Origin of the sequence: Marinilabilia rubra, from assembly GCF_003121985.1 — a bacterium.
Classification (GTDB): domain Bacteria; phylum Bacteroidota; class Bacteroidia; order Bacteroidales; family Marinilabiliaceae; genus Marinilabilia; species Marinilabilia rubra.
Window position 1 is genome coordinate 142174 of the sequence record NZ_QEWP01000011.1, and the last position, 13579, is coordinate 155752.

Below are 13579 nucleotides of genomic sequence, written 5' to 3' on the forward strand. Positions count from 1 at the left end.
TGAAGCTGAAGGTGAATTACATGAAAAAATCGCAATGAGTTTAACTTTGTTTAACTCAACTTCATCTTGGGAATCTTTTTTTCATTCTATATTTGCTGCCGGAAAACAAAAGGGTTTTTCATAGGTTTAGGTAAGGTTAGGTTAATTAGGTTAAGTTGCAAAGAGCAGGAATTCTTTTCCTGCTCTTTGATCCTTTTGTAGTTACTTTTGTTTACCTAATTATATTAGCAATGTTAAGATGTTTTGATTTAACATTTTTCCTATTGACGATACCACGAGCTTTGTTTATATTTATTTAAGTTTTCTCATAGTTTAGGGTTAGGTTTGGTTAATGGAGGGCTATTCGCTTTTGGTGAATGGCCCTCTTTTTTGTGGACTCTGAATTGATCTGAAATAATGGATTGTTATCAACGGTATTGGTAAATCTGCCCTTTTTGAAGCGGATATTTTTTTGGTGGGAACAAAAAAAACGAGACTGCTTGTACTGCAGTCCCGTTAGTTCTTAATGACCTTTTTCTGAAATCAATTATCTTTGCTGAAAGGGCTGAACAGATAACGAATTTCCTTTGTATCTTGCCTTTCTAAAAGCCTTAACAAGTTCTCTTTCGTAATTCCCGTCAGCTTCAAAAACGGTATGTTTGTTTTGAATATCAATTCTTCCGATTTTGATTTTATGCTCAGGAGTGTGACGATTGATAATGTTGATTAATAGATCGGGTCTGAGATTGTTTTTCGCTCCCAGATTAATGGAAAATCTTGAAAGACGATTGCCTTTTCTTCCAATTCCTTTTCTTTGACCTTTCCCTTTGGGCTGTTGGTTATACTTGAAATTAGAATTTAAATCCGGGGAATTATGGTATTCGTCTTTAACCTTTGCAAATTCATGGGAGATGAATTTTTTTAACAGCTCTTCTTTCGAAAGGTGACCTAGTTTTTCTGCGATTAAAGTTTCATACTCGCCCATAAAAGAAGATTTCTCCTCGTCGAAGGAAGCCATGGTGTCCAGATAGTTGGTAAGTCTTTTCTTAAGAACATCTTTTCCTTCCGGAACCATATCCCTGATCAGGCTTTTCTTGATTTGCCGTTCGAGGATTTTAATTTTTCGCTGCTCACCCGGAGTGATAATAGCCATTGAAATTCCTGATTTGCCTGCTCTTCCGGTTCGACCACTACGGTGTACATAGTTTTCGGGATCGTCTGGCAAATGATAGTGTATGACATGTGTAAGCTCAGTTACATCCAATCCGCGAGCGGCAACATCAGTAGCAACCAGAATCTGAAGATGTTTTTTGCGGAAACGTCCCATTACCTGATCACGTTGGGCCTGCGATAAATCACCATGGAGGGAATCCGCATTGTACCCATCGGCAATAAGTTGGTCAGCAATATCTTTTGTTTCCTGGCGGGTGCGACAGAAAATGATACTGTATATTTCGGGGTGCATGTCAGCATACCTTCGCAATGCCTGATAGGTAGTGGAAGGAGAAGTCAGCATATAGTGGTGCTCAATGTTTTCAGCTGTTTTATTCTGGCTGGTTACGCTTATTTTGTGCGGAGTATTCATATATCTGCCGGTCATTGACGCAATGTCGGGAGGCATGGTGGCAGAGAAAAGTAATGTTTGCTTCATTGCGGGTGTCTGAGCAAGAATGGCATCCATCTCATCTTTAAAACCCATTTTCAGCATTTCATCAGCTTCGTCCAGAATCAAAAAACGGACATTTGACAAATCCAGTTTCTCACGATTGATCAGGTCATTTACCCTGCCGGGGGTTCCAACCACCATTTCGCACCCCTTTTTGAGGGCGCCAATCTGTCTGTAAATGGGTTCTCCGCCATATACAGGAACCACTGTGATTGGCAGATTGGTGCTGAATCGCTCAATATCACCGGTAATTTGAAGACAAAGTTCGCGGGTGGGGCATAGTACAATGCTTTGAATCTTTTTTTGGCCGGGCTCTATTTTATTGAGAACCGGAAGTCCGAAAGCTGCGGTTTTACCTGTTCCGGTTTGCGCCAGGGCCACCAGGTCATTTGTTGATTCCAGAATATAAGGAATTGTTTCGGCCTGAATAGGAGTAGGTGTTTCAAATCCCATTTTTTCGAGAGATTTGAGGATTTCGGGTTTTAACCCGGTTTCACTAAATGTTTGCATAAATCGTAATTAGTATTACATGTTCCCTGTTGAATGAAATTCCATTTTCGTTCTTGAGTTGGGAACATTTATTCAATTCTTATTAAGGGCATGTTTTTTATTTTTCTTTGACGAAAATGAGAACATTTAGGTCAAAATGCTGATTTGAGGGAAGCTTTCCGGATAAAGAAAGAACAAACTAAAACCTTTGTTATTTCTCCTTTATTGTTTAATTGGATCAGAAACTACAATGACGCAACCTGAGTCTAACTTCAATTTGAAGGTGATATTTTCAGATCCTTTGGCGCCTTTATAATTGCTTTTTCAATATCCCGTGCCGAAGATAGATTTTACGATATAATAAACCGATAATCATTTTCTGAATCATTAAAGATTCCCTTTTTAAAAGTCTCTTTAATAGAATGTAGTTTTGATGCCAACAACCCAAAAAGAAACGTGTTCCATGTTATAGTTCACGCTTTTCAACCTCGCCCTTTTTATGGTTGTTCTGAACGTGAAGTGATATTTCATTAAAAAAAAGCGGTTTGGAGAATTTTCCTTACCTCTTAATTTTGTGAGGGCAAAAGTAATCGGAATATTTGGAAAACACTCACCCGGGTGGTTTTATTAATGAATTTTAACCCTTTGATGTTGAATGAAGGCATGAGGTTGTGCAGAATACCTTGTTTGTTTTATTCTTTGATACAAATTTACGAATTGATAAATTTACGACAGAAGAAAAGTATGTGATTTTGTGTGAGTTTGTTGTTTTTGAGTCTTTTGGGGTTGGGGGAATGGTTTCTGAAAAAGATCCGGGTCCAATTAAATAATTTGGTACGGGTATTTCAGAATTAGAAAAAATACTATATTTGCATTGCTTACATACCAGAACAGGATGGATAAAAACGAGTTTAAATTTCTAGTAGATAGTTCTTCGGATGTTCCGAAGTTTCGTCAATTGATCGAGTCAGTCAATAATGCAATTTCCGATAAACGTTTAAATGTTGGAGATCATTTACCTTCTGTTAATAAGGTTTGCAATGAGTATAAATTATCCCGCGATACAGTTTTTAAAGCTTATACCCTATTGAAGGAACAGGGGGTTATTCAGTCTGTTCCCAATAAGGGGTATTTTATAGCGAAAGAGATCAGACGGGTTTTCCTGTTTCTGGATACTTTCAAAGCCTATAAAGAGGTACTGTACGATAGCTTTTTTAAAAATTTACCGGATAATGTTATTGCAGATGTCCATTTTCATCATTACAATCCCGGAGTTTTCCGAAAGCAAATAGAAGAGAGTATTGGGAAATATGCCAAATATGTGGTAATGCCGTTTGATCACCCTTCAATGGAGGATTCCCTCAGATTATTGCCGGAGGAAAAACTGTTGTTGATTGACTGGAAGATATATGATACTCCAACCAGTAACGTGCTGTATCAAGACTTTGGTCAGCCAATAAATGATGAACTGAAAAAAGCGATGAACAGAATCAGGAAATACAAAAAACTGACGTTTGTTTATCCTGAATTTACCAACCACCCATATGATTCGGTTGACTACTTTTTGCGGTTCTGCCGGAAACACAAGATTAATTGTGAGGTTATTGACGACAGCAGTCATTTTGAGATTGAGAAAGGGGTAGGTTATATTAGTGTAAGTGACCGTATTCTTGGAATATTTCTTGAACAAACCAGAGAGAAAGGGTTAGAGCCTGGTGAGGATGTCGGTTTTATATCTTACAACGAAACTCCTATGAAAAAATTTATATACAAGGGGATAACGGTTTTGTCGACCGATTTTAAACAAATGGGGATGAAGGCAGCCGAGTTTGTTGCCCATGATGCCCCTATGAGGTTATGCATTCCTACACATCTTAAATTGCGAGAATCATTTTAAGATTTTAAAGATTAAGAGAAACAGAAAATTAAAATTTTTCATATAAACCAGAACAGAACAGAGTAATATGAGTTACACACTTGGTTTTGATATAGGAAGTTCTTCAGTAAAAGTAAGTTTACTGGATATAGAGAAAGGAGCCGGCGTTGCAACAGCTTTCTTTCCTAAAACAGAAATGGCCATTTCTGTGCCGCAAACCGAATGGGCAGAACAGTCCCCCGAAGATTGGTGGACGAATATAAAAAGTGCTCTAAAAGAGGTCTTGGGTGAAGCCAATGTGGAAGCTTCTCAAATTATGGCCATTGGCATTACTTATCAGATGCATGGTTTGGTAGCCCTGGATAAGAATGGTGAAGTTGTACGTCCGTCGATTATTTGGTGCGACAGCCGTGCTGTAGGTTATGGGCGCGAAGCTTTTCATGGACTGGGTGAAGAATGGTCGCTCAACCATCTTTTGAATTCACCTGGTAACTTTACTGCTGCCAAGCTTAAGTGGGTAAAAGAAAATGAACCAAATGTTTATGAGCGAATCGACAAAATAATGCTTCCCGGCGATTATATTGCCTACAGACTGACCGGAGAGAAGAATACTACATTGTCGGGTCTCTCGGAGGGTATTTTTGTAGATTTTCAGAGGGATGGTGTTTCTCAGGAATTAATGGATTATTTTGGCTTTTCTGCAGACTTGCTTCCCGACCAGGTCGATACTTTCTCTAAGCAGGGCGGACTACTTCCTGATGTTGCTGATGAATTGGGACTGAAAGCAAATATCCCGGTTTCTTACAGGGCAGGTGATCAACCCAATAATGCATTTTCACTTAATGTTTTGGAACCCGGAGAGGTTGCTGCTACAGCCGGAACTTCCGGGGTAGTATATGGTGTTAGTGACCAATTGGCACCTGATCCCAAATCAAGGGTGAATACATTTGCTCATGTGAATCATTCTGCAGAAAAAAGGCGCCTGGGAATTCTCTTATGCATCAACGGAACAGGTATCCTGAATGCCTGGCTTCGACAAAATACAGCTAAAGAATTGAGTTATACCCAAATAAATGAAGTAGCATTGAATGCCCCTGCCGGTGCTGAGGGACTTCGTTTCTTCCCTTTTGGAAATGGTGCTGAGAGGGTTCTGGAGGACAATAATCCCGGAGCTTCACTAGCTGGTTTGAACTTTAATATTCATAAGCAACCTCACCTGCTTAGAGCCGGCCAGGAAGGGATTGCTTTCAGCTTCCGTTACGGAATGGATATTATGGGTGATATGGGGGTTAGCACCAAAGTCATCCGGGCCGGAAAAGCCAATATGTTTTTGAGCCCTCTGTTCCGTCAGACTCTAGCTAATCTAACCGGAGCTACTATTGAATTGTACGATACTGACGGTTCATTAGGTGCCGCGCGTGGTGCCGCATTGGGTGCCGGAATCTGGGATACACCCAAAGAGGCCTTTCATAGCCTTACCAAACTGGAAACTATTACACCTGACAGTGAAGAGCAGGCTGTAAATGATCATTACGAAGATTGGAAAAAACAATTAGACAAACTTTTAAAATAAGGAAACAATGGATGTATTGATTGGAAAACAGGAGTATTTCCCGGAAATCGGAAAAATTAAATTTGAAGGTAAAGATTCTAAGAATCCTCTTGCTTTTAAATGGTACAATGAAGACGAGATGGTTGCCGGTAAAACCATGAAAGAGCATTTTCGTTTTGCTTTGTCATACTGGCACGCAATGACCGGTGATGGTGGAGATCCATTTGGTGGTGGAACTATCAAATTTCCATGGGACAATGCCTCGACGGCTGAGGAGCGCAACAAGAACCGCATGGATGCTGCTTTTGAGTTTATGACTAAGCTGGGAATGCCTTTCTGGTGCTTCCATGATATTGATGTTTCTGAGGATGGAACAGTAGGTGAAATTGAAGAGCGTCTGCAAAAAATGGTAGAATATGCCAAAGAAAAACAGAAAGCATCAGGTATTAAGCTTCTTTGGGGTACTGCCAATGTTTTCAGTAACCCTCGTTACATGAATGGTGCCGGCACCAACCCTGATTTTAGCGTTGTGGCTCACGCAGGTACTCAGATCAAAAATGCCATTGATGCTACCATTGCTCTTGGTGGTGAGAATTATGTGTTCTGGGGTGGCAGAGAAGGCTATATGTCTCTGTTGAACAGCGATACTAAGCGTGAGAAAGAGCATCTTGCTCAATTGCTGACCATGGCTCGTGATTACGGACGTAAAAATGGCTTTAATGGCAGCTTCCTGATCGAACCTAAGCCAATGGAGCCAACCAAACATCAATATGATTTTGATGCTGAAACTGTGATTGGATTCCTTCGTCAGTATGGTCTTGATAAAGACTTTAAACTTAATATAGAGGTAAACCACGCTACTTTGGCGCAGCATACCTTCCAGCATGAATTGCAGATGGCTGCTAATGCCGGTCTTCTTGGAAGTATCGATGCTAACCGTGGCGACTATCAGAATGGCTGGGATACTGATCAGTTCCCAATCAATATTTATGAGACCATCGAAGCAATGTTGGTTATTCTCGAAACTGGTGGCTTTACAACCGGAGGTGTGAACTTCGATGCCAAGTTACGACGTAACTCTACCGATCGCGATGATCTTTTCATTGCTCACATCGCTGCCATGGATGTTTTCGCACGTGCTCTAAAATCAGCTGATCGCATTTTGAAAGAATCTGATTACAAGAAAATGCGTGGCGAGCGTTATGCTTCTTTCGATGGCGGAAAAGGTGCCGAATTCGAAAATGGTAAACTGACTCTTGAAGATCTGCGAAAAATTGCCCTTGAGAATGGTGAGCCTGAAATGACAAGCGGAAAGCAGGAACTTTACGAACAATTGATTAATCTTTATATCTAAAGGTCCTTTCATCCCGGGAGCGACAATGTGTTAATTGACATTTGTCGCTTCCTTTTGCACCAAATGAAAAATGTTAAAACAACTCAGTTTTTGCAAAATATTGTCGTATTATTATCATTCCAAAAGATGATAAGCAGGTATTAAAAATATTATTCTAATGGACGGACAAAGAAAGTTTTATGTTGTTGCAATAACACTTGTGGCAACGCTTGGTGGACTCCTTTTTGGTTATGACACCGCCGTTATTTCCGGAGCTGAGAAGTCTATTCAGGCTTTTTTGATCGATAGCCAGGGATTAAGTACTTGGATTCATGGAGTTACCACATCCAGTGCTTTGATTGGTTGTATCATCGGAGGGGCCATTTCCGGTATCCTTGCTTCCAGTATGGGGCGAAAAAAGTCACTTCAATTGGCTGCAGTTTTGTTTTTCATTTCTGCCCTTGGATCAGGTTATCCTGAATTTTTGTTTTTTCCGGAAGGTGAAGCTACCATCAGTCTTCTGCTAATGTTTAATTTTTACAGGGTCATTGGTGGAATTGGAGTAGGCCTGGCGTCTGCTATTAGTCCTATGTACATCGGTGAAATTGCCCCCGCTAACATACGGGGACAGCTGGTTTCTCTAAACCAGTTTGCCATTATTTTTGGTATGTTGGTGGTCTATTTTGTGAACTACGGAATTGCCAATGGCCAAACTATTGAATGGATCAATACCATTGGCTGGCGGCGCATGTTTCTCTCTGAAACTGTGCCTGCCGGGCTGTTTGGTATCCTTTTGTTTTTTGTTCCTGAAACACCCCGGTATTTGGCGCTCAACCATCAGGACGACAAAGCTTTCTCAGTTCTGACCAAAATTAGCGGACACGACCGTGCCAAACAGGTACTTGCAGAGATAAAGGCCACCGTGGAACATCATTCCGGTAAACTTCTGTCATTTGGCAAAACAGTAATTATTATAGGAATATTGCTTTCTGTATTTCAACAGTTTGTGGGCATCAATGTGGCCCTTTACTATGCCCCGCGTATTTTTGAAAGTATGGGAGCTGCCAAAGATGCTTCTATGATGCAGACAGTGATAATGGGACTTGTAAATGTAGTCTTTACCGTTGTTGCCATTTATACGGTTGATAAGTGGGGGAGAAAACCACTTCTTATTGTTGGTTCTGCCGGTATGGCCATTGGTATGTTCGCCATTTCAGGACTGGCCTATTTTGAAATTATCGGTATCAGTACATTGGTTTTTATCATTGTTTACACCGCTTCATTTATGATGTCTTGGGGACCAATAACCTGGGTGCTTATTGCTGAAATTTTCCCCAATAAAATAAGAGGTAAGGCAGTAGCCATTGCCGTTGCGGCACAGTGGACTTCCAATTATCTTATATCATCCACTTATCCGGCTATGATGGAATTTAGTGGAGCTGTGACTTATGGTTTTTATGGCTTTATGAGTGTTTTGTCTCTAATATTTGTATGGCGATTTGTTCCTGAAACGAAGGGAAGAACACTTGAGGATATGGAAGCTTTATGGGAGAAGAAGAAGTAATATAGCCAATAGTTATAGTCATCAGTTGAAATAGTGAGGCTGATTCTTTAGATTTGTCGAGGCTTACAAAAATTGATGGCATTAATTTTTCCGTCAATTGCGGATTTACCCTGATTTATTTAAGATGATTGTTCAGGTCAGTGGACCCGGGACAATCATCTTTTTTTAATCCGTAAACTTGATAAAAGAGAGACCGGGCTTAAAGGATGGCTTTGAGATTTTTAGCAGTCACTTTGTCTCCGGGGAAAGGAGGAATTTTTGTGGGAAACCTCTTTTTGATCATCAAAAGAAAATTGAATTATGCTCCTATTTAGGTTGATGAATTCCTTTTATTTCTGAAGATTGACAATGCGGACAGTTTTTTATAGGGGCGGGTGCAGTTCCAAGCTTAGAACATTTTCCACATCGCACCCAGTAATTCTCTGAAATATATGTACCACCTTCAATTAAAATCGCTTTGCCTTCGACCAATGCCTGCGCAATTGCTTTCCTTGCTTTTTTGTAAACCCGGGTGAAGGTAGGCCGTGAAATATCCATCTTTGCAGCTGCTTCTTCCTGGTTTAAGTCTTCATAGTCAATGAGTCTTATGGCCTCATATTCTTCAAAAAGTAAAATCACTTTTTGGAGATTTTTCATCCGTACACCATAGGGTTTAAATCCTTCAACCGATGGTGGCGATTCAATTTTCCGGTTTCTTCTTTGATTGGGCATTGTTTCTTTTAAGTTTTACCGTGACATGCAAAGATAAGCATTTTCAATATGGTACGATAAAATGGGGTTGAATCCTTTGTCGGGATTTTAGTTTTATTGTGTAACTTTGCGCCCGAAAATTTTTCATCAAAGTGATAAATGACTATGGATCATCAGAATAAGATTTTCCGGGGAGCTGAAACCAGACAGTGCAAGATGGTTTTTCCGGGTACCCTCAACGCCAATGAAACGCTTTTTGGGGGAGAGATGATGAAGTGGATGGACGAAGCGGCTTTTATTTGCAGCACCCGTGCCACACGTCAAAAAATGTTTACAGCAAAGGTTGAAAATGTAGAATTTCTTTGTCCGGTTAAGGAAAATTCGATAGTGGAAATCGTTGCCCGGGTAAAAAATGCCGGTCCTGTAAAACTGGAAATAGTTGTAGAGGCATGGATGGAGTCTCTTTATGATTCGGGCCGGAAGTTGGCATGCAGGGCTGATTTTATCATGACGGCTCTCAATGAAAAGAACAAAGTAACAAGGCTTGCAGTCCCTGATTTTGTTGAATCTTCAGTTTCCGGATAAAAAAGTGCAAAAAAATTTGCTTTTTAAATGAACAAATGCTCACTTTGTGTTGTGAGACGGATGTTGAATTTTAAAAGTAAATATTATGCCGGGAGGAGACAGAACCGGGCCAACGGGGCAAGGAACCCGTTCCGGAAGAGGAAAAGGCCTTTGTGGCGGAAATGACCGCTCAGGGTATTATGATGATGAGAATCGCCGACATGAAGGGCGCCGAAAGGCTCAAACAGGCGAGGGGCGTGGCTCCGGTCTTGGACGAAGCCGTGGCCGTGGCCGTGGCAATGCCTGAGGTGGACGATTTTCTTTATGATTATGCCGACCGGATGCCTGGTTTTAGCGTTTTGTTTTCCGGTCGGCTTTTTTTAGACAATACGCCGTTATCCCGATGGTTCGGGATTGTAAAAAATCTATAAATCAACTTTTTGGAATTGTATGCATGATTGCTTTAAAGTTCCGGTTATTAGCATTGTATGGTTTGTCTTAGATCTAATGATTTATTGTTTAGATGCTATAAGCAAATTTTCTTTGCGGCACCCATTAACCGGTTTCTTAATCCCTGCACCAGGTACCACTTAAAAAATTAACAATTAATATTTTTTTATGATGAAAAGAGTTGCAATCCCAGTTGTACAGGGACTTTTAAGTTCCCATTTTGGCCATTGCCAGGTCTTTTATGTGGCAGATATTGAGGATGGAAAAATTGTTGGAGAGCAAGAACTTGTGCCTCCCCCTCATGCTCCGGGTGTTATACCAAAATGGCTGGGTGGTGAAGGAATAAATGTAGTGCTTGTTGGAGGTATTGGTCAGAAAGCGGTGGATATCTTTAAGCAGTTTAATGTTGAACCCATCATTGGAGTGCCTGAGAAAAGCCCGGCTGAGTTAATTAACGATTATATGTCCGGAGATTTAGTTGCCGGAATTAATCAATGCAGTCACTAATGACTTTTTATGATTGATGTTAATTGTGTTCCCTGCTTTAGAAAACAAGCAGAGCGCATGTTTGCAAAGCATGCGATTCCTTGCGGTCGCCAAAGAGATCTTATGGATCTTTTTAACCGCTATCTCGAAATCGATGGAAAGACACTTCCTTCTCCTATGAGTGCCCGGTTTTTGAACAGGATGGTAAAAGAGGAGACGGGTTTTGGCGACTTGTACCTTGAGGAAAAAAAGTATTTCAATCAATTATTGCTTGACTGTTTTTCTGAATTGAAAAGGGAGGTTGAGAATTCTTCGAATCCTCTGAAGACCGCAGCCAAATATGCCTTGGCCGGGAATATTATTGATTTCGGACCTCCTCACCAATTCGATGTGGAACAAACATTTGCAGATGCTCTGGAGAAACCGTTGGCTGTTGATCATTCGAAGCAATTGTTTAAGGCGATTCACCAAGCAGACCTGGTCCTTTATTTGGGTGATAATGCAGGGGAAATTGTTACCGATAAACTTTTCATAGAACAGTTGAATCACCCCAATGTATATTTTGCTGTTCGGGGCCAGCCTGTGATAAATGATGTTACCAGAACGGATGCTTTGCAGGTGGGGATGGATCAGGTAGCTAAGATTATTGATAATGGATTTGACGCACCCTCCACTTTGCCTGAATATTGCTCAGACCAATTCCGCTCAGTTTTTGAAAAGGCCGATGTTGTTGTTTCAAAAGGGCAGGGGAATTTTGAGGGGTTATTCCAACAGGTGAATAAAACCAATCTTTTTTTCCTGTTTATGGTTAAATGTGAAGAGATTGCACGGGCAACAGGCAGGAAGATTGGCGATGCTGTGATTTTACATGAAAACTCAGAATAAAAATTTAATTCGATTTATTTTTTTGCTGATTTACGGATAAAGTGTTGTTATCGAGTTGCTTTTCATTAAAGTTTTTGCTTATCCGGCAGGCTTTTCTCAAAGTGTTGAATGATGGCTTACCTGTCAATTATTGTTCTTCTGATTAGAGATTTTTATTTTTCCAAGTGCGAAGGAATCCGGGTATAATGTGAAATAACCTTGCAATTAAGTGTTTGTTGGTGTGATTGAATATTTTAAAGTTAATTATAATGGCGTATTCCACCGCTCCCGGCTTAATTCTTCTATCTAACAATCTAATGATCTCTTAATTACAGGTATTCCCGTTTTTATATGGCCCTGATTTTCGCACAAAACCATTAACTTTGCACCTCAAAATTTTAATGAATGGCAGGTCAAAAAAAACGAGTAGTAGTAGGCCTCTCGGGAGGCGTGGATTCCAGTGTGGCTGCCCGTGTGTTGAAAGATCAGGGGTATGAAGTGATTGGATTGTTTATGAAAAACTGGCACGACACAACAGGTGTGCTGGAGGCCGATTGCCCGTGGCTGGATGATAAATTCGATGCAGAAGCTGTTGCCCGTAAGCTGGATATTCCTTTCCACTTTGTGGACTTGAGCACTGAGTATCGTGCCCGTGTAGTCGACTATATGTTCTCGGAATATGAAAAAGGCAGAACCCCCAATCCCGATGTTTTATGCAACCGTGAGATTAAGTTTGATGTCTTTATGGAAAAGGCATTTGAGTTGGGGGCTGATTATGTAGCTACAGGACATTATTGCCGGAAAGAGACCATTCAGACCGAAAATGGTGAAATGCACCGTTTATTGGCGGGGATTGACGGAAACAAAGACCAAAGCTACTTTCTTTGCCAGCTTTCGCAAAAACAATTGGCTAAAGCACTTTTCCCCATTGGCGATATGGTGAAGCCTGAGGTGCGAAAAGTAGCGGGAGAGTTGAAGCTAATTACTGCTCATAAGAAAGATTCTCAGGGTATTTGTTTCGTTGGTAAGGTTGATTTGCCCGTGTTTCTGCAGCAGAAGCTGGAAGCCAAAAAAGGCCGGGTCTTTCTAGTGCCATCTGATTCCGAATTGTTTGAGCGGAAATGGGAATTTGCAGAAAATGAGCCGTGTGATGAGGATCTGGAAATCCTTGCAAAAGCATATCCCTTTCATCCCGAATATGGAAAAAAGATAGGCGAGCATAATGGCGCACACTTCTATACCATTGGTCAGCGTAAAGGTCTTGATTTAGGTGGTTTCCCCGAACCTTTGTTCGTGATTGGAACAGATGTTGAATACAATCAGGTTTTTGTGGGGATGGGGAAAAAGCATCCCGGATTATTTCGCAAAGTTTTAAAAATAAACAACGAAGAGGTTCACTGGCTAAGGCCCGATTTGGCTATGGAAACTGGTGAATCACGCCGACTGAAAGTGAGGATCCGTTACCGTCAGCCGCTTCAGGATGGAGTGCTTTATCAACGCAAAAATGGCTTGTTCATTGTCTTTGATGAACCGCAACGTGGCATCACTGCCGGACAATTTGCTGCCTGGTATGAAGTCGACGAGCTAACCGGATCGGGGGTGATTTCATGAAAAGATATGACCCGCATATGCATACCGCCGAGCATGTTTTGAATCAGACCATGGTTCAGATGTTTGGGATTGAGCGGTCCTTTTCTAATCATCTGGAGCGAAAGAAGTCGAAATGTGATTATGAATTTAACCGGGCGTTATCCCCGGAGGAGGAAAAAGCCATTTCAGATTCTGTAAATGAGCAACTTCAACGCCATTTGCCGGTAGAAGAACACTGGTTGAGTAAAGAGGAAGCCGAAAAACGTTATAATCTGGGAAAATTACCGGATGATGCGGAAGATAATATTCGTATTGTGACAATTGGTGATTATGACGCCTGTCCCTGCATCGGGGAACACGTATCAAACACCTCTGAAGTGGGGGAGTTTGTTCTCGGTTCTACTTCTAATGAAGAGGGAGTGTTGAGATTGCGGTTTAAGTTAAAGCGGCCTTGATTGTTTATGGCCGAAGAAGGC

General features: G+C 41.0%; 12 protein-coding genes. 10 read left to right on the forward strand and 2 right to left on the reverse strand.

Annotated features, from left to right (window positions below):
- Nucleotides 1-526: 526 nt before the first annotated feature.
- Nucleotides 527-2155, reverse strand: coding sequence for a DEAD/DEAH box helicase (locus tag DDZ16_RS13905; protein WP_109265092.1), 1629 nt, complete (start codon nt 2153-2155; stop codon nt 527-529).
- Between the two features lie 874 nt (nt 2156-3029).
- Here DDZ16_RS13905 and DDZ16_RS13910 point away from each other — a divergent pair.
- From DDZ16_RS13910 to xylE, 4 genes are all read left to right on the forward strand, one after another.
- The gene (locus DDZ16_RS13910) at nt 3030-4031 is read left to right on the forward strand and encodes a GntR family transcriptional regulator (protein ID WP_109265093.1); all 1002 of its coding nucleotides are present in this window, start codon (nt 3030-3032) and stop codon (nt 4029-4031) included.
- Nucleotides 4032-4098: 67 nt separating this feature from the next.
- Complete coding sequence (locus DDZ16_RS13915) at nt 4099-5583, forward strand: xylulokinase (protein WP_109265094.1); 1485 nt, start codon at nt 4099-4101, stop codon at nt 5581-5583.
- A gap of 7 nt (nt 5584-5590) precedes the next feature.
- Entirely contained in the window at nt 5591-6916 is a 1326-nt protein-coding gene (gene xylA, locus DDZ16_RS13920) for a xylose isomerase (protein WP_109265095.1), read from the forward strand.
- A 157-nt stretch (nt 6917-7073) separates the two neighbouring features.
- Entirely contained in the window at nt 7074-8459 is a 1386-nt protein-coding gene (gene xylE / locus DDZ16_RS13925) for a D-xylose transporter XylE (protein ID WP_109265096.1), read from the forward strand.
- Between the two features lie 306 nt (nt 8460-8765).
- On the opposite strand, the gene DDZ16_RS13930 is transcribed toward xylE, so the two are convergent.
- Nucleotides 8766-9170, reverse strand: coding sequence for a DUF134 domain-containing protein (locus DDZ16_RS13930; protein ID WP_109265097.1), 405 nt, complete (start codon nt 9168-9170; stop codon nt 8766-8768).
- A gap of 144 nt (nt 9171-9314) precedes the next feature.
- Between DDZ16_RS13930 and DDZ16_RS13935 the strand changes: the two genes are divergently transcribed.
- The 6 genes from DDZ16_RS13935 (at nt 9315) to DDZ16_RS13960 (ending at nt 13558) form a co-directional block, all read left to right on the forward strand.
- Complete coding sequence (locus tag DDZ16_RS13935) at nt 9315-9734, forward strand: acyl-CoA thioesterase (protein WP_109265098.1); 420 nt, start codon at nt 9315-9317, stop codon at nt 9732-9734.
- Between the two features lie 85 nt (nt 9735-9819).
- Nucleotides 9820-10020, forward strand: coding sequence for a DUF5320 domain-containing protein (locus DDZ16_RS13940; RefSeq protein WP_109265099.1), 201 nt, complete (start codon nt 9820-9822; stop codon nt 10018-10020).
- 311 nt (nt 10021-10331) lie between these two features.
- Nucleotides 10332-10670 carry a NifB/NifX family molybdenum-iron cluster-binding protein gene (locus DDZ16_RS13945; RefSeq protein ID WP_109265100.1) on the forward strand — a complete coding sequence of 113 codons (339 nt, stop codon included), beginning with the start codon at nt 10332-10334 and terminating at the stop codon, nt 10668-10670.
- A 9-nt stretch (nt 10671-10679) separates the two neighbouring features.
- Nucleotides 10680-11534 (forward strand): damage-control phosphatase ARMT1 family protein, encoded by an 855-nt coding sequence (locus tag DDZ16_RS13950; RefSeq protein WP_109265101.1) that lies wholly within the window; start codon nt 10680-10682, stop codon nt 11532-11534.
- Nucleotides 11535-11918: 384 nt separating this feature from the next.
- On the forward strand, nt 11919-13124 hold the full coding sequence (mnmA, locus tag DDZ16_RS13955) for a tRNA 2-thiouridine(34) synthase MnmA (RefSeq protein WP_109265102.1): 1206 nt from the start codon (nt 11919-11921) through the stop codon (nt 13122-13124).
- Nucleotides 13121-13558 (forward strand): alanyl-tRNA editing protein, encoded by a 438-nt coding sequence (locus DDZ16_RS13960; protein WP_232526691.1) that lies wholly within the window; start codon nt 13121-13123, stop codon nt 13556-13558. The genes mnmA and DDZ16_RS13960 overlap by 4 nt, the downstream gene beginning before the upstream one ends.
- Nucleotides 13559-13579: the final 21 nt, after the last annotated feature.